Source organism: Gordonia sp. SCSIO 19800 (assembly GCF_018132775.1).
In the GTDB taxonomy this organism is placed as follows: domain Bacteria; phylum Actinomycetota; class Actinomycetes; order Mycobacteriales; family Mycobacteriaceae; genus Gordonia; species Gordonia hongkongensis.
In genome coordinates this window covers 245,719-262,694 of record NZ_JAGRQM010000002.1, presented here as the reverse complement: position 1 = coordinate 262,694, position 16,976 = coordinate 245,719, and the positions used below count along the sequence as shown (strand labels likewise).

At 69.7% G+C, this 16,976-nt stretch carries 13 protein-coding genes; 11 read left to right on the top strand and 2 right to left on the bottom strand.

What is annotated here, in order from left to right; all coding sequences use genetic code 11:
* Positions 1–101: 101 nt before the first annotated feature.
* The 6 genes from KB201_RS03450 (at position 102) to KB201_RS03425 (ending at position 7,399) form a co-directional block, all read left to right on the top strand.
* Positions 102–1,493 carry a hypothetical protein gene (locus tag KB201_RS03450; RefSeq protein WP_165629724.1) on the top strand — a complete coding sequence of 464 codons (1,392 nt, stop codon included), beginning with the start codon at positions 102–104 and terminating at the stop codon, positions 1,491–1,493.
* Entirely contained in the window at positions 1,483–2,589 is a 1,107-nt protein-coding gene (locus KB201_RS03445) for a glycosyltransferase (protein ID WP_068972023.1), read from the top strand. The genes KB201_RS03450 and KB201_RS03445 overlap by 11 nt, the downstream gene beginning before the upstream one ends.
* On the top strand, positions 2,576–3,847 hold the full coding sequence (locus KB201_RS03440) for a hypothetical protein (RefSeq protein WP_211538357.1): 1,272 nt from the start codon (positions 2,576–2,578) through the stop codon (positions 3,845–3,847). Before KB201_RS03445 ends, KB201_RS03440 begins: the two co-directional genes overlap by 14 nt.
* Positions 3,844–5,061, top strand: a complete 1,218-nt coding sequence (locus KB201_RS03435; protein ID WP_211538356.1) for a lipase family protein — start codon at positions 3,844–3,846, stop codon at positions 5,059–5,061. Before KB201_RS03440 ends, KB201_RS03435 begins: the two co-directional genes overlap by 4 nt.
* A 44-nt stretch (positions 5,062–5,105) precedes the next feature.
* Positions 5,106–5,774 (top strand): GAF domain-containing protein, encoded by a 669-nt coding sequence (locus KB201_RS03430; protein ID WP_137809571.1) that lies wholly within the window; start codon positions 5,106–5,108, stop codon positions 5,772–5,774.
* Between the two features lie 131 nt (positions 5,775–5,905).
* A complete protein-coding gene (locus tag KB201_RS03425) occupies positions 5,906–7,399 on the top strand; it encodes a sugar transferase (RefSeq protein ID WP_159371332.1) in 1,494 nt (497 codons plus the stop codon).
* A 22-nt stretch (positions 7,400–7,421) separates the two neighbouring features.
* Here the strand turns inward: KB201_RS03425 and KB201_RS03420 are convergent, their stop codons facing one another.
* Entirely contained in the window at positions 7,422–7,562 is a 141-nt protein-coding gene (locus tag KB201_RS03420) for a hypothetical protein (RefSeq protein ID WP_165629719.1), read from the bottom strand.
* Between the two features lie 257 nt (positions 7,563–7,819).
* Positions 7,820–9,262, bottom strand: a complete 1,443-nt coding sequence (locus KB201_RS03415; protein WP_307848030.1) for a PLP-dependent aminotransferase family protein — start codon at positions 9,260–9,262, stop codon at positions 7,820–7,822.
* Positions 9,263–9,453: 191 nt separating this feature from the next.
* Here KB201_RS03415 and KB201_RS03410 point away from each other — a divergent pair, with 191 nt between their 5' ends.
* From KB201_RS03410 to KB201_RS03390, 5 genes are all read left to right on the top strand, one after another.
* Positions 9,454–10,569, top strand: a complete 1,116-nt coding sequence (locus KB201_RS03410) for a DUF559 domain-containing protein (protein ID WP_211538355.1) — start codon at positions 9,454–9,456, stop codon at positions 10,567–10,569.
* On the top strand, positions 10,551–11,231 hold the full coding sequence (locus KB201_RS03405; protein WP_211538354.1) for a MarR family transcriptional regulator: 681 nt from the start codon (positions 10,551–10,553) through the stop codon (positions 11,229–11,231). Before KB201_RS03410 ends, KB201_RS03405 begins: the two co-directional genes overlap by 19 nt.
* A gap of 4 nt (positions 11,232–11,235) precedes the next feature.
* Positions 11,236–14,634 carry a helicase HerA domain-containing protein gene (locus KB201_RS03400; RefSeq protein ID WP_211538353.1) on the top strand — a complete coding sequence of 1,133 codons (3,399 nt, stop codon included), beginning with the start codon at positions 11,236–11,238 and terminating at the stop codon, positions 14,632–14,634.
* Between the two features lie 46 nt (positions 14,635–14,680).
* Positions 14,681–16,108, top strand: coding sequence for an AIM24 family protein (locus tag KB201_RS03395; protein WP_211538352.1), 1,428 nt, complete (start codon positions 14,681–14,683; stop codon positions 16,106–16,108).
* A gap of 81 nt (positions 16,109–16,189) precedes the next feature.
* Complete coding sequence (locus KB201_RS03390) at positions 16,190–16,798, top strand: DUF4262 domain-containing protein (protein ID WP_211538351.1); 609 nt, start codon at positions 16,190–16,192, stop codon at positions 16,796–16,798.
* Positions 16,799–16,976: the final 178 nt, after the last annotated feature.

Genomic DNA, 16,976 nt, shown 5'->3' with positions numbered 1-16,976 from the left:
ACCACGATTGCCCGCTTCCTTCGTTATGGTGAACTGACAGCTGATCGACACTGCAATGTCCGGGGATGGTCGGGGGGCATCCGACACCACAGGAGTTAGGCGTGACCTCCAGCTTCGATGCCGCCGGGCGACGTGATGCGCCGCCCTCGGTCGACCTGTTCGGGCACTTCGGTGATCTCGTCCGTGTCGCCGTCCCCGCGATCCTGATCGGCATCCTCGTCGGCGCCTCGGTGTTCGCGCTGCGGACCGCATTGGTCCCGAAGGAGTACTCGGCCACGGTCGTCACCGAGATCACGCCGGCCGGCACGATCATTCCGGGCGACGCCTTCGTCGAACAGTTGCGTGCCCCGTTCGTGGCGCTGTCCACCGACGAGAACGTCCTGCAACAGGTGCTCACCCAGGTCGACACCGGATGGACGACAAGCGAGTTGAGCTCGCACGTCACCACGACTCCGGGAACGGCTCCCACACTGATGGACTTCACCGCCACGGCGCCGACGAGTACCCAGGCCGAAGACGTCGCCCGCGCGATGGTCACCGCCATCTCCGCCGCGTCGCTGTCCACCCATGCCCGCGACATCACCCGGCAGATCGATCAACTGCGTGCGCAGGTGACCGCCGAGCGCGTCCGCAACCGCGCACTGCCCGACCGCAGCGAGGCGAAGGTCGAATCCGATGCGACCCTCGCCGATCTCGACTCCCAGCTCACCCGGTTGCAGAACTCGTCGTCGGACACGCTCACCATCCTCGCGGCACCGTCGGCGAGCGAGGTGCCTGTCAGCCCCAAACCGGCCCAGGAGGGTGCGGTCGCCGGCATCGCCGCGACGATCATCGCGGCGGAGCTGCTCGCACTGCTCCGTGGGCGGGTCGGCCGGAAACCGAACCCGATCTGGGCCCGCCGCGCGGCGCACCGGTACGGCGCGGAGCTCACCTACGGACAGCGGGGCGAGCCGGCGCTGCCGGCGAATCTGCTGCCCGCGTTCGCGCAACGCCATCGCCGCGCCCAGGTCGCGCTGATCCTCACCGGCGACCACATCGACGCCGCTCGCGCGATCGACGACATCCGTCACCCGGAGGACGACGCGACCACCGGGCACCGTCTGCGCATCGTCCGGTTCCCTCTCACCGAGCCCTGGTGGCAGAGCGTCGATCCCGGGGACGTCGCGCTCGCGGCTGTGGTCGTCTCGTCTTCTGGACGTGATCGCAAGGCGGCCGACCGGGCGCTGTCCCAGCTCGCGACCATCGGGTCGACCCGTCATCTGATCGTGCAGCGCACGGGGAAGCAGCCTTCCGCGCCTGCCCTGTCCACCGCCGCGGACCCGGTCCCCGACAATCGTGCCGGGGGCGAAAGTGCCGGGGCCACAGCCGCATCGAGAGCCGAGGTTGCCACACCCATGACACCCCAGCCGCCGTCTGACGATCGACGAGGCGCGACACTCGATTCCGACCGGTTCCGCACCGCGCCGGGAGATGTGGGCAGCAATGCCCGGTGACCGCGTCGCCGTCGTCCACGAACGACTCACGGAGATCGCCGGGTCCGAGCACGTCGTCGAACAACTCGCCGCGACGTGGCCGACGGTCGAGGTACACGCGCCGATCTCACGGACCGAGGGGGTACCGGCCGGATTGGCCGAGCCGCCGATCACCTCGTCGCTCAATCGCGCCTACCGCCTGCTCGGCGAACGCAGCTACGCCCCGTTGCTCCCGCTGATGCCACTGGCGTTCCGGCGGATGCCGCTGCGGGATGCCGACGCGGTCGTCACCAGCCATCACGCCTTCGCCACCCAGGCGGTGCACGCGACCGACGCCCCGGTCATCGCCTACGTACACAGTCCGGCCCGCTGGGCATGGGATCCGTCGCTGCGCGCGGGCGAGGGCGGCGGGGCAGCCGGCGCCGCGATCCTGTCGGCGCTGTCGGTGGTCGCCCGGCGCTGCGAAGTCGGCGCCGCGCCCCGTCTGCACACCGTCGTCGCGAACTCCTCGGCCGTCGCCGAGCGCATCCGCGAGCACTGGGGACGTGAGTCGGTCGTCGTGCACCCGCCGGTGGACCTCGACGGCTTCACACCGGATCCCGCGGTGCCCCGTGAGGACTTCTACCTCCTCGCCGGACGACTCGTCCCCTACAAGCGACCCGACCTCGCGATCGCGGCGGCCGCCCGCGCCGACGTCCGGCTCGTGGTCGCGGGAGACGGACGGGCCATGCCGCAGTGTCGCGAGCTCGCCGGGCCGAAGACGACGTTCCTCGGCCGCGTCCCCCACGACACCCTGCTGAACCTGCATCGCAGCGCCCGCGCGGTCCTGATGCCCGGGATCGAGGACTTCGGCATCGTGCCCGTCGAGGCGATGGCCACCGGCACGCCCGTCATCGCGCTCGGTGAAGGCGGCGCCCTCGACACCGTCGTACCCGGGTCGACCGGTCTGCTGATCGAACCGGGGACCGACGACGAGATCGTCGAGCGGCTGGCCGCGTCGTTGCGCGACTTCGCCGTCGACGACTACGACCGATCCGAGATCCGCGCCTGGGCCGAGCGCTTCCGGCGCGAACGGTTCCGCGACGAGATGCGCGAGGTCGTCGATGCCGCGCTCTGACAACGCCGCAACCGCCGGGGCGCAGCGTGCCTCCGTCCTCGACCGTGCACTGGCCACGTCCCGCACGATCTCGGTGACCGGCCCGATGACGGCCCCGGATCTCGACCTCATCCGGGCTCGCCTGACCCGGGCGTGGACACCGACGTCGAGACTGAGTCTCGTCCCCGATCCGGCGTCGGCGAGCTGGGCCCACGACGTGGCGACCCTGCCGCGGGTCGTCGAGCGGCCCGACCTCGCCGACCTGCCGATCGGCGACATCATGACGCGCCTGCGGAACCGTCCCGAGCCGCTGCCCCGACTCGAGGTGCTCGTGTGTGGTCAGTGGCTGGTCATCGACCACACCCACGGCATGGGCGACGGCCGCCTCGGCATCGAGCAGATCGCCGGTCTGGCCAGCCACCACGAGTTCCCGATGGCCGAGCGGTTCGAACGCTCGCTGCCGCCGGACGCCGCCTGGCACGCGTTGCGTCGTCACGTCCTGCGACACCCCAGACGTCTGCGCGACATCATGCGCCTGCGCGCTGCGAACGTCTCGCCGCCGACCCACGGACCCACGCGCGTCATCGAGGACTGGCATGCCACCCGCTGCGCCGTCACCGCCGCGATGCGCCCAGGGCAGACCGACGAACTCAAGCGTGCGATCGCCGACACCGGTGTCCGGATGTCCTCGGCGGCGGTGACCGTCGCACTGTGGCGCGCCGCCCTGTCCGCGCAAGGTGTCTCGCTCGACGAGCGCACGCAGATCCTCTTCGACTGCCGCCGCTATCTCGACGCCGGGCACGCCGAGGACCACGGCAACTTCGCCGTGGGCATACCCCTGCGCTTCCCACGCGACGCGACGCCGATGGAGATCGGGGACCGCATCCGAGCGGTCGCCGAATCCGGTTGGCCCGCAGCCGTTCTGGCTGCGGGAGAACTCCGGGCGCGCCTGCGTCGATCGTCACCCGAGGAGCCGCCCGTCCCGCGCCGGGTCGAGGTGCCCGACCGGTTACGACTGTCGGTCAGCGACCTCGGGCGGATCGGGATCTTCGGTGATCTGCCGTGGGATCTGGCGGCGGCCTCGCATCACCTGTTCGCCTATGTCGAGCCCGATGGCCCGGATGCGGCGAGCATGCTCGTCAGCGAGATCGACGGTTCGCGCAGTTTCACCGCGACGTTCTGCAGCGATTTCGTCGGTCGCCCGGTCATCGAGGCGGCTCTCGACCACCTCTGCGAAGATCCGGTGTCCCTGCTGGATCGGCTGCTCGCGCGCTCATGAGGACGGTGTCGCGGCGCGTCGGGCGCCCGCCTGCGACCGTGCTCGTGGCCGTCCTGCTCGTCACAGCACTGCTGACCGCCGCATGTTCGGCCTCCGCCGGCCCGGCGTCTGACGACGCGTCGCAGAGCTTTTCGGCACCGCCGGGGGCGTCGGCCGGCGATCTGGTGGGATCACCCACTCCCACCGACGCCTACATCTCGCTGCGGCGCATCGTCGACCGCACCGTGCGGTTCCGCTACCTGTCCACCGACCCGGTCAGCGGTGAGCTGGTCCCCGTCTCGGCCGCCGTGTTCGTGCCGCGCGGCCGGACACCGGCGGGCGGATGGCAGATCCTGGCGGTCGGACACCCGACGACCGGCATCGCGGGCAACTGCGCCCCGTCGCTGTACGGCAACCTGCTGGGCACCGTCGGGCTCATCGCGTCGCTGCTCGAGCAGGGATTCGTCGTCGTACAGACCGACTATCGAGGACTCGGCACACCAGGACCCCACCGGTATCTCGACCCGGCGCCCGCCGCGAACGACATCATCGACTCGGTGCGTGCGACGCGGATGATCGTCGACGGCACCAGCGATCAGTGGTGGGGCTTCGGGGTGTCGCAGGGCGGGCACGCGGTGTTCCACGCCAACGAGATCGCGGCGACCTACGGTCGCGGTCTACGACTGCGCGGGACGGTGAGCATGAGTCCCGCGCTCGACGTCGCGCCGCTGGCCGATGCGATGGATGCCGGCACCCTCACCCCGGAGCAGATCGCGTTTCTCCCGCTGGTCCTGACGGGATTGAAGGCGATCCATCCCGAACTCGTCATCGACGACTACGTGCACGGACCGCTGCGCGAGGCGTTCGGCGTGCTCCTGGAGTGCAACGACGCCGCGATGGTCCAGAAGCAGGCCATCGCCGAGGAGGTACGACCGGAGGACTATCACCCGGTCGACGACGCGGCCACCGACCGACTCCGGACGTGGCTGCGCGAGGTGAGTCTGCCCCAGGGGCGGGCTTCGGCCCCGATGCTCGTCGCCTACAGCGACGCCGACGACGTCATCCCGGCCCCGTGGACCGCGGGAGCCATCGATCGGGGATGCCGGCTGGGCGATGCGATCACCGCGATCGAGGTCCGCGGTCAGCCGCACGGCATACTCGACATCGGCTCCGCGGCGACCGACTGGGTCCGGGCCGTGCGGTCAGGACAGCGTCCGCCGAACACCTGCGCGTGAGCTGTGTGCCGACCGGGTCGACCCGGGCAGCGAGAGGAGTGACGATGAGTTCGAACACCGAGGACGGTGCCAACACCGCGAACCCCGTCGACGACCCCACTCCGGATGGCGAGGCGACCACGGACCCCGCCCAGCTCGCCGCACTCTTCGACACGTCACCCGAGGCCGGCGTACACGCCGTCCTCGAAGCGGTGCGCGGGCGCAACCCCGACATGGCCCGGTCGCTCCGCGCGATCCTGTCCGATCCGGAGCGGATGCGCGCGCTGAAGGACAGCGGCCTGCTCGACGACCCGCCGACCCACAGCCTCGACGAGACGATCCGGCTCACGATCGATGCCGTGGGCGTCCCGCACGTCGCCGTCAACCTCATCACACCGGACGAGCAGGCGACCGCCGCAATCGCCTTCCGGTCCGGGAGTCCCGACGGTCCCAGCACCCGGTCGCTGGTCAACTCCCTCTGCGTCCTCCCGGTGGTCAGCGGTTCACCCCTCATCATCGACGACATCGCCGACCACGCGCTCCTCGCCGACCACCCGACCGCCGTCAGCGGGGAGGTGACCGCCTACCTCGGCCTCCCGCTCGCCGACGACGACGGACATGTCATCGGCACGTTCTGCGCCTGGGACTCGGAGGCGCATCACTGGTCCACCGCGGAGGTCCAGCTCATGTCCGATCTCTCGATCCTGGTCCAGGAGCTCATCTTCGGGCGTTGACACGGGCGCGTGCCCTCGTGACCTGGCGGTGAGCATTCGGTACCCAACACGTGGCCGGTAGGCGCACGCGGGACCGCCGCGTACACCTACAATCGTCGGGACGGGGGGCTGTTCTTTCGGATGGAGTGGACTTGTCGACCCGTGTATCGCAGGCCGAGTTCCCGCAGACCACGAGGCGCACCCCGGTGTACTCGTCGCCCAACGGTCGGCGCACCTTTCACGAGCTGATCCGCGACGATCCCCTGAGCACGATCGTGACCGTGTCGATCGACGTGTTGTCCGCGACGATCGCGGTGGCCGCCGGGATCTGGTGGGTGAGGAGTGGCAGCGGCGCGAACCCGCCGTTGTGGACACTCGCCACCTTCGTGCCGATCCTCGTGATCGTCTTCTCCTTGCGCGGGGTCTACCGTCGGGGGCTCAATCGCCGGTTCCTCGACGAGGTCGGCCGGGTCATGACCGGATGCACGATCACCGCGATGATCCTGCTGTGCTCCCTGCTCCTCTCCTACTCCGACGACAGACCCGGCGCCGCGGTCACCAAGGTGTGGGTGTCGGCGCTGTTCTGGGTTCCGTTCGGTCGTCTCATCCGCGACATCATCCAGCGGAGCCTGCGCAAGAACGGTCATCTGCTGTCCCCCACGCTGATCATCGGCGACGGGCCGATCACCGCACAGGTGGTCGGCCGCATGGTGGCCGCGCCGGAGCACGGCCTCCGGCCGGTCGGCATCCTGGCCGCCGGCGCGCCACCCCGCGCCGATCGGGACGAGGGACCCACCAACGAGATCGCGCAGCTCGGCGGGGTGGACGAACTCGACGACGCGATCCGGGCGACGAAGGCCGAGGTCCTGGTCGTGGCCTTCGCGGTCACCAATGTCGAAAGGCTCACCGCCGCCGTCCGTATCGCCCACCGGCATGGGGTGAAGGTGTGGATCGTGCCGCGCATGTTCGACGTCGTCGGACGCCGCAGCCGGGTCGACCACATCGGCGGGCTGCCCCTGATGTCGGTCCCGCACACCAACCCGCGGGGGTGGCAGTTCCGAACCAAGCACATCGGGGACCGGGTGGCCGGGGCCCTGATCCTGGCGGCGATCTCACCGCTGTTCCTCACGCTCATGCTGCTGGTGCGGTTGAGTTCGCCCGGGCCGATCTTCTTCGCCCAGCCGCGAGTGGGTCGCGACGCGCGGGTGTTCAACTGCCTGAAGTTCCGCTCGATGCGGCCCGAGGACCCCGCCGCGGAGAAGTTCCGGCCGACCGAGGGCAGCGCACCCGGCGGCGTCGAGGGCGTCGACCGCCGCACCAGGATCGGCAAGATCATGCGCTCGACGTCGATGGACGAACTACCCCAGCTGCTCAACGTGATCCGCGGGGACATGAGTCTCGTGGGTCCACGCCCGGAGCGTCCCGAGTACGTCTCGCTGTTCGAGGTGCAGATCCGGCGATACGGCGAACGCCACCGGGTGAAGGCCGGGGTCACCGGCTGGGCGCAGGTGCACGGCCTGCGCGGTCAGACTTCCATCGCCGACCGCGCCGAGTGGGACAACTACTACATCGAGAACTGGTCACTCTGGCTCGACGTCAAGATCCTGCTCCTGACCGTGCTCGCGGTGCTCAAACGGGCGGAGTAGCCGCGGCCACCCACCCGCGTCGTCACATCGTCGGACGTCGGGTGTCGTACGCGGGGCGATACGGCACCCGTCCCCGTTCGTCGCGGATGGTGACGATCAACGTGCGGGCGACGACGACGAGCAGGATGATGCCGCTGACGATCGCGAGGAGCAGTGCGGTCATGACGACCTCCTGACGCCGGAACATGGTGTGCCGGCATTCAATCGCCGATCACGACCTGGTGGTAGATGCCAACCGCGCATCCGTGGACTCAATTGCCCGCCCATGGTGACGCGACTCCGCCGGTCGGCGCCACTGATTTTCTCCGGCCGGCCGGTGCCGGGGTCCGGCGACGGCATCGCCGACGGACAGCATCATCCGGCACACCGCCGAGAAGTCCGGTGCGGCAACGACACGCAGTCCTCGACGGTCGGTACCTCTCACGCCGGGCGCGTCAACGCGTCCGGCGCCCCCGGGCGATCAAGTGATGTCCATACGTCCCGCAACACGTCGACGCCGGCGGCGAGGTCGTCGGCATCCTCGGTGAACGGAACGCGGATGTAGCGTTCGTGCGCCCCGTCGACGCCGAACTTCGGTCCGGCGCTGATCCGCACACCTCGGTTCAGGGCGGCGGCCGCGAGCGCGGAACTCAGCGGCGCCCCGAGTCCGACCCACATCGCCAACCCACCGTTCACGTCGGGAATCTCCCACTCCGGCAGATGTTTTCGCAGAAGTTCGGTGAGCGTGTCCCGGCCGGTACGAAGCTGCGCGGAACGAACGGCGAGCAGGTCGTCGTAACCGGCCAAGACCTCGGCGGCGATCCGCTGGTCGATGATCGGCGAACCGAGGTCACCGGCGGGTCGCCGTCGGACGATCCGGTCGACGATGTCCTCGTCGGCACGAATCCATCCCACCCGCAATCCACTCCACACCGTCTTGCCCAGCGATCCGATCGTCACCACCGGCACCGAGGACCTCACCGGCGCATGCGCGGCGAACGGGAAATGGTCCGTCCGACGATCGATGTCGAGCTCGGCAGTCGTCTCGTCGACGAGCAGCGCGGTCCCGGCCCGGCGCGCCGCGTCGGCGAGCCGCTCTCGGTGGGCGGACGGCATCGAGGCACCCGTCGGGTTCTGGAAATCCGGTATGCAATAGGCCATCTCGGGTCGCAACCGGCTGAGGACCTCGAGGAAGTGGTCCATGTCCCAGCCGGCCGCGGTGACCGGCGTCGACACGAGCCGTCCGCCGGCCTCGGCGATCGCCTCGTAGGCGTGCGGATAGGTCGGGGTCTCGACGACCACCCGGTCGGCTCGTCGGAGCAGGGTCCGCGCGACGAGTGCGATGGCGTGCTGCCCACCGAGGGTCACCACGATCTGCGCCGGGGTCGTGGGCAGTCCGCGGTCGGTGTATCGCTCGGCGATTCGTCGGCGTAGCAGCGGATCGCCGACCAGGTCGAGTCCGGGCCTGCGCAGCAGGTCGGGCACGTTACCCGTGACCCGCTCGATGATCGCCTCGAGACCGGGCACCGGTTCGGGAACGGCGTGCGCGAAGTCGATCTCGGCAACCGCGCCCGGCCCCCTCCGCGGGAGCATCGCGACGGAGCCGGATCCCCGGACGCTGACCAGATAGCCGGCCGCGCGCAGCGCTCCGTACGCCGACACCACCGTGGTCCGACTCCGCCCGAGCGCATCGGCGAAAATTCGCTCGGCGGGCAACCGCGTGTATGTCGCGATCCGGCCGTCGTCGATGAGGAGTCGGATGCGGGCGGCGAGGGCCGCGTAGGCCGCGTCGCCGCTCTCCCACTCACCGAGCAGCGTGACGAGTTGCTTCACCCCGAGGTTCGAGCGAGCCACCGGCCGGCCGATGGCTCGCGGTGCACCCACAGAATCCTCCTCACCGGCCGACAGGGTCGAACGACGCCCTGCGGCCGTCGCCGTCCAGTCAAACGCAGTGCCCGCGGGCACCACAAGGTCCAATCCGCGGTCGGTGGACTGCCGTCGAGCGGTGGTGGCGGTCCGCAGATCACCCGTGACCACCGGGCGGCTGTCGGGTTCGGGCGATATCGTCGGCGTCGATGAACATCCGCCCGTCAGCTCTCGACGCGGCCGTGCGTCCCGGGCACGTGCTCCGTGTCGATGACGTCGACGGCCTCGCCCTGGCCGACCTCGTCGACTCGGTCTCGGCTGACCTACCGGTGTTCCTGGACCATCGCGGACCCGGCGATCGCACCGCCCGGGAGGTCGTCCGGGAGGTCCTCGATGCGCTCGAGGACATCGTCGTCGCCCTTTTCCCGGTCTGGCTCCCGGGCCATGAGCCGGGCCGGCCGGTCGACGCCGACGACGCCGAGGCCACGGCGCGCCTGCTGTGCCGGGACGCCGGCTTCCCCTCGCCCGCCGTCATCCATCTGGCCCGTGCGGCCGCCGGCGCGGGACGTCCCGGCCCCGGCCCCGCCGACGACGCCCGGGCGGCCGCGCTGACGTTTCTCTTACGACGGGGATACGGACGTGGTTCCGTGGTCCTGGCTGTGCGCGCCGACACCACATTGGGCGAGCGGGCCCAGCACGCGGCCGCCGCCGCGTACGAATGGCTGGCCGACCACGCCGACCTCACCGTGTGGCTCATCGCCGACGCCCTGCCCGCGGTCACGAGGGTGCCGGCCATCCGGATCGGAGTACCCGCGGGGCGGCGATTCCCGCCGCCCGGTCCGGTGGAGGCGCTGCCCGATCCGTCGTCGGCCTCGGCGAGGCCCGTCCTCGTCGCCTCGCGTCCGTCGGGGAGACCGGCACCGCACAGCGAGGCCGAGCAAACCCTCGAACGCGCCCTCGCGCGTGCACCGTGGGCTCGCGACCGACAGTGGAACCGGAGTCCGCGCGACCTCGATCCGCTCCACCCCGCGGTGATCGTCGACCTGCTGTGGCCGAGTGAACGCGTCGTCGTGGAGGTCGACGGCGCGGATCATCGCGGCCCGGTAAAGTACGCGCGAGATCGACGTCGCGACAACATGCTTCAGCGTGCCGGGTACCTCGTTCTGCGTTACACGAACGACCACGTTCTCGACGACACGTCCCTTGTCGTCGCTGAGCTGGCCGCCGTGATCGCCGAGCGCTCCCGACCACCGGCACCGTCCCGACCGACGCCCGCCCGACCCCCTTCGACCCGCGAGGAGCATCCGTGGACCACGCCCAGCTGACGCCGATCCAGAGTGCGGCGCTGTTCGTCCTGCTGGCCGAGTCCCGAGAGCTCTCCAACCCAGAGTTGAAGGAGTTCGGTGCCGCGCTGGACAAGCCTGCTCGCAACCATCTCAACGCCCTCGGCCTCGTCGACTCTCGACTCGGCGCGCGCCGCGCGTACTTCCACACCCTGACCGACCGCGGGTGGGCCTGGTGCGCGGCCGAACTGACATCCGAGCCACCGAAGAGGTCGACCGCACCGACGAAGGCCATGTACGCGGTCCTCGCCGGCCTCGCCCGGTACCTCGACGACGAGGACCTCCGTCTCCACGAGGTGTTCGGCCGTCCCCGACGCCCCACCCACGAGGAGCCCGGGACCCCGATCGCAACGGCTACGTCCGACCCGGCGTCGTCCACCGTCGATCCCCGGGACCAGATCGCGGCCGCCTACCGCGCCCGGGCCGTCACGGCGGGCGACTTCGTCCTCGTCACCGATCTGCGCGCCGACCTGCCCGGGATGAGCGACGAGGTCTTCGACGCCACGATGGTGGAGTTCCAGCGCGCACCCGGGGTCAGCCTCATCCCGCAGGAAGACCAGGCGTTGCTGACTCCGGCCGACCGGGCGGCCGCGGTGACGGTGGGCACGCAACCGTGCCATCTGTTCGCGATCGAGGAGAGCTGATCCGATGGACGCCGACGGCCGTCACGCACTGGAATCGATCCGCCTCAACTGGGCCGACACCCCCGACGACGTGTGGGGCACCGCCGACCCCTTCCACGTCGGGGGCCTGCACGAGGACACCATCGTCGACATCATCCGTTCCTTCGACGACGCCCGTCGTTCGCCGTCGGGGAGTCCGATCGGGGTCACGGTGCGCGGCCCGGCCGGATCCGGCAAGACCCATCTCCTCGGCCGGGTCCGGCATCGTGTCCAAGAGGAGGGCGGGTACTTCTTCCTCGTCAAGCTGCTCGACGCCACCGACTTCTGGCGTTCGGTGCTCGTGGCGATCATCGAGGATCTCGGCCGACCGACGCCCCGCCACCGCTCGCAGCTGAATCAGCTCCTCCACCGCCTCGCGATCGACGCCGGGGTCGCGGACGGGACACGTGACGCCGTGACCGGCGGCGCGCCGCTGACACCCGCCGCCCTCGATGACTTCGTCCACGGCGTCTACACCCGCCACTCTCGGCACCGGCGCCGGTCACAGCACATCCTGCGTGCGCTCGTACTGCTGGAGTCCGACGACTTCGCGGCCAAAGACCTCGGCGAGGCGTTTCTGCACCTGGACATCGACGACGCGGAGGAACTCGCCGCCTGGGGAATCCGCAATGCCCGTCTCGGTTATCAGGAAATCGTCGAGAACATCTCGCGGATCATCGCATTCGACGATGCGGCGGTTCTCGCGATCGACCAGATCGACACCCTGATCGAGGCCGGCAAGACCGCCGAGCCGGGCGAGGAATCACAGGTGGAGAAACTGGCGCACGGCCTGATGTCGGTGCGCGACACCATGAGTCGAACCACATGTGTGGTCTCCTCGATCACCGCCGCATGGGAGTACCTCGCCGGACACGTCATGCGATCAGCGGTCGACCGGTTCCGGTTGCCACCCACCCTGCAACGACCCGCGAGTGCGGACTTCGGCCGGCTCCTGCTCGCCCGGCGTTTCGCGCCGGGTTTCGCCGGCGTCGGATTCACGCCGCCCCATCCCACCTGGCCGGTCACCGACACCGCACTGACGGCGGCCACCGATTACACCCCGCGCGAGCTGATGGTGACCGTGGACCGCCAGATCGCCGCGATGCTCCGCAGCGACACGTTCGCCGAGATCACCGACCTCTCCGGCGCCACATCCAAGACCTCCGCCGGCCAGGGCACACTCGCCCTGATCACCCAATCCCGCACCACGACAGACGTTCCTGACACGGGAGCGTCCGCTCGGGGGCGCTCGTCGTCTGCGGGGTCGTCGTCTGCGGGATCGTCGTCTGCAGGGTCGTCGTCAACCGACTCGTCGTCGACGACCACCTCGGACAATCCCGCGTTCGCGAAGCTCGACCAGCGGTACGCGGAATTGATCCGGCGTGCCGACCCGCTACCCGCGTTGGTACCCGACACCGAGGACCGGATCGTCCCCTCGCTGCTCCATGCCGGATTGGCGACGTGGATCCAGGCACTGTCCCGCGACGCCGACCGCTGGCAGCTCGATGCCCGGCCGGGACCGAAGAGTCCGCTGCACGGGCGGATCCGGCAACTCGTCGACCCGAACCGGGACATCGAGCAGTCCTGGAGCTTCCGTGCCATCGCGGCATCGAACGCGCGTGCGGTCCAGACGCGCCTGTCGAGCGCGACGACGACCTCCGGTTTCACCCTCGGCGACATCGAACGCACCCTGGTGATCCTGCGGCGAGATCCCTGGCCGACGGGGCCCAAGACCCGGCAGATGGTCGAGGAACTGCACGATCGGGGCGGGCGGGTCGTCGCCTGGACCGAACAGGACATCAAACGGCTGAGCGCGCTGGCACAACTGCGGGCCGAACGGCCCTCGCATCTCCGGGAGTGGATCTCCGACCGCAACCCGGCTGCCGAGATCGCCTTTCTCACCGACATCCTGGGCCCCGCACTCGAGGCGCCGGCGCCACGCGTGCAGTCAACGGATTCCGCGGCAACCACTTCGGACACGCCTGCCAAACGCCACGAGCCCGGCACCGCGGACGAACGCTCGACCACGACGCCACCCCGCGAGCCGACGACGGACGAGTTCCGGTCGACCGACCCTCGGTCGGGGACGTCGGGGTCCGACACCGCCGAATCGTCGTCGCGAACCACCCCCGCCAGCGAACAGTCGATCACCCTCGGGCGAAGTGTGGCCACCGGCGAGGCGGTGACCGTCTCGCTGCTCGCCCTGCGCAAGCATGTGGCGCTGTTCGCCGGATCCGGTTCGGGGAAGACGGTGTTGATTCGGCGCATCGTCGAAGAGGCTGCCTTGCAGGGAGTTTCGTCGATCATCCTCGACGTGAACAACGACCTCGCACGCCTGGGGACACCGTGGCCGGACGCCGACCCGCGTCCGTGGACGCCCGACGACCGCGAGCGCGCCAAGCGCTACCTGCACGACACCGAGGTCGCGGTCTTCACCCCGGGTCGGGCATCGGGGCGGCCATTGAGTTTCCAGCCGCTACCCGACTTCAGCACGGTGGTCGGCAACCCCGACGAGTTCCGTGCCGCGGTCGACTCCGCCGTCGGCGCCCTGATCCCGCATGCCCGGGCCATCGGGACCAGCGCGAAAGCCTATCGGCAGCAAGCAGTCCTGCAGCAGTCCATGGAGGCCTTCGGACGACGCGGCGGCGGCGCCCTGCAGGCTTACGTCGGACTGCTGACCGAACTGCCCGACGACGCGAGCACCCTCGCCGACGCCCCGAAGCTCGCCGCCGAACTCGCGGAGAACCTCAAGGCCTCGATGGCGATCGATCCCGTCTTCGGGGGTGACGCCGCCCCGGCCGACCCCGGGTACCTGCTCACTCCCTCACCGGGTTTCCGGGCCCGGGTGTCGGTCGTGAACCTCGCCGGCCTCGGCACCGACGACCGGCGGGCCGGTTTCGTCAATCAGCTCCAGATGGCCCTGTTCGCCTGGATCAAGAAGAATCCGGCCGCCGACCGGCCACTCGGCGGACTGCTCGTCATGGACGAGGCGCAGAACTTCGCCCCGTCCGTCCGGATGACCGCGGCGTCGAAGAGCACGAGCGCATTGGCGTCGCAGGCTCGCAAGTACGGCCTCGGGCTCATCTTCGCGACCCAGTCGCCCACCGGCATCGACAACAAGATCTCGGCCAACTCCTCGACCCAGATCTTCGGACTGCTCAATCATCCGACGCAGATCGAACGCGCCAAGGAACTCGCCGCCAACAAGGGCAGCAGGATTCCCGACATCGGCAAGCTCCCGGCGGGGACGTTCTACATCGCGAGCGAGGGCGGGCGGTTCGCCAAGGCCGAGACGCCGCTCTGTCTCACCTACCACCCGGCGAGTCCGCCGACCGAGGACGAGGTCATCGAGCTGGCGCGCTCCACGACACCGCGTCCACGGTGACGGCCGGGCCCGACTTCGCCGACGACCGAAGACGATGGTTGGCACAATGGACACCGTGCTCACGCTGACCGCCGGAGAGAACCGTCCGCTGCCGTCGACGGCCGTGACCGTCTCGGTGCGCTCGGCATCTCCGGTCAACACCTCGGCGATCCTGCTCACCGATGCCGGTCGCGTCCGCTCCGACGCGGACCTCATCTTCTACAACCAGCCCAGCGGCCCCGGCGTCGGATACCGTTCTGCCGGCTCGGCCGACATCATCTCGGTCGACACCGCCGCCCTCCCTCGGGAGATCGCGACGGTCGTCGTCGCGGCGAGCCTCGACGGGACCGGGCCCACGAGTTTCGCGACCGCCGGCGCCCTCAGCGCGACGCTGACCGGCGGCGGTACGGAACTCGTCTTCAGCCCCTCCGGTCTCACCAGCGAGGCGGCCGTCGTGTGCCTCGAGATCTACCGGCGCAACGACGTCTGGAAGGTCCGTGCCGTCGGCCAGGGATACGCCGCCGGTCTCGCGGGCCTCGCCACCGCCTTCGGCATCGAGGTCGACGACGAGCCCGCGACGCCGCCTCCTGGTCGGCCTCCGCGAGTCACCGATCCGCAGCCCTGGCCGCCGGCCGCGTCGACGCCAACCGCGCCGCCGTCGACACCCGAACCACCAGCCCCGCAATGGAATACATCGTCCGCACCGCCGCCTTCGCCCCGGCCCCCGGTCACCGCCCAACCACAGGGAGTTCCCATGCACAGCGATCTGTTCGCGCCGTCCCACGCCGAGGTCACCGGGCAGGGCATCCAGAAGCAGGGCAGCAAGATGTGCCGGGTCGGCCTCGCCGGTGAGGTCATGGCCCGCACCGGCTCGATGGTGGCCTACCAGGGCAACCTGAAGTTCGAGGCGCTCGGCTCGGGCGGCCTCGGACGGATGATGCGTCAGGCGATGACCGGCGAGGGCGTTCCGCTGATGAAGGTCACCGGACAGGGCGACCTGTTCCTCGCCGATGCGGCGTCGGACGTGCACCTCATCGACCTCGACGGTTCCGACGGCCTCACCATCAACGGCGCCAACGTCCTCGCCTTCGACTCCTCGCTGTCCTACGACATCGCCCGTGTGCAGGGTGCCGGCGCGATGAGCAACGCCGGACTGTTCAACTGCGTCTTCACCGGGCGCGGCCGGATCGCCATCACCACCGACGGCACCCCGGTCGTCCTCAACGTCGACGCCGCGACCTATGCCGACCCCCAGGCCGCGGTCGCGTGGTCGTCGAGCCTGCGCACCTCGGTGAAGTCCAACGACTCGTTCAACCTCGGCACCCTGATGGGACGCAGCACCGGCGAGCGGTTCACCCTCGAGTTCTCCGGCCGCGGGTTCGTCGTCGTGCAGCCGTCCGAACTCCCGCCCGGCGGGTTCGTCGGCGGGACCGGTGGCGGCGGGTCGGCCGGGTCAGGGGCCGGCGGCGTGTTGGGTGGCATCCTCGGGCGCTGACGAGGCGGAACTCGGACGTCGCCCGAATCTGTCGGTGCCGACTGCTCTACTACGCTCCACCTTCGAACAACAGGAGCGAGCATGACCCACCACTTCTCCGATCTGCGGGGTCTGCCCCGCTGGCACCCCGACCCGCTGGTACGCGAGACGCTCGACCGCATCCGGCGCTACGGTTGGGCGGTGACGGCCGTCAGTGACGAGTGCACGTGTCACTCTCCCGAATGCGAAGCACCTGACTGCTCTTTCGCGTACACCACCGGCCTGCGCTTACACGACCTCCCCGAGTTGGCGGTGTACGGACTGGATGCAAGAACGAGTGCATCGGTTCTCAACGAGCTGGGCAGCGTGTTTCACACCTATGACTGGCACTCGATCGTGTCGAATTCGGTTCCCATACAACTGGATTCGCTTGAGGTTCCGGTCACCGTCATCGAACTGGTGGACAAATCCGATCTCATCGTCACCAACGTCCTCTACCCCGACGCTCCGGTCTTGCAGGCGGTGTGGCCTGACGATCTGGGCAGCTATCCGTGGGAAGAGGGTTACACCCTTGCACCGGAACACCAATTCGTGATGGGCGTGCACGACCCGCGAGCGACCGGTGGCGACAGTCCGCGCGTCATCTACCCGCACCCCGGAATGAACCGGGCCCAGCGGCGCAAGGCGGCCCGACGCCGACGCCGACGCTGAGCAGGCGAGCGGCCAGGTGATCAGCCTGAGTTGCGGGGGCCTCAACCGTTCGGTTCTTGTCGGTGCCCCCGGATACAGTGATTTCTACAGGCCACAGATGAAAGACGCATATCGGCAGACGGTTACGCCGGTGTCGAACCAACGATGACGAGAAGCCCTGCCTCCAGTTCCGTCCTGT

Bases quoted from the DNA above. Each gene is read 5' to 3' on its own strand.
- KB201_RS03395 (WP_211538352.1), top strand. From the start codon at position 14,681: ATGGACACCGTGCTCACGCTGACCGCCGGAGAGAACCGTCCGCTGCCG.
- KB201_RS03435 (WP_211538356.1), top strand. From the start codon at position 3,844: ATGAGGACGGTGTCGCGGCGCGTCGGGCGCCCGCCTGCGACCGTGCTC.
- KB201_RS03440 (WP_211538357.1), top strand. From the start codon at position 2,576: ATGCCGCGCTCTGACAACGCCGCAACCGCCGGGGCGCAGCGTGCCTCC.
- KB201_RS03445 (WP_068972023.1), top strand. From the start codon at position 1,483: ATGCCCGGTGACCGCGTCGCCGTCGTCCACGAACGACTCACGGAGATC.
- KB201_RS03400 (WP_211538353.1), top strand. From the start codon at position 11,236: ATGGACGCCGACGGCCGTCACGCACTGGAATCGATCCGCCTCAACTGG.
- KB201_RS03410 (WP_211538355.1), top strand. From the start codon at position 9,454: ATGAACATCCGCCCGTCAGCTCTCGACGCGGCCGTGCGTCCCGGGCAC.
- KB201_RS03390 (WP_211538351.1), top strand. From the start codon at position 16,190: ATGACCCACCACTTCTCCGATCTGCGGGGTCTGCCCCGCTGGCACCCC.
- KB201_RS03430 (WP_137809571.1), top strand. From the start codon at position 5,106: ATGAGTTCGAACACCGAGGACGGTGCCAACACCGCGAACCCCGTCGAC.
- KB201_RS03420 (WP_165629719.1), bottom strand. From the start codon at position 7,562: ATGACCGCACTGCTCCTCGCGATCGTCAGCGGCATCATCCTGCTCGTC.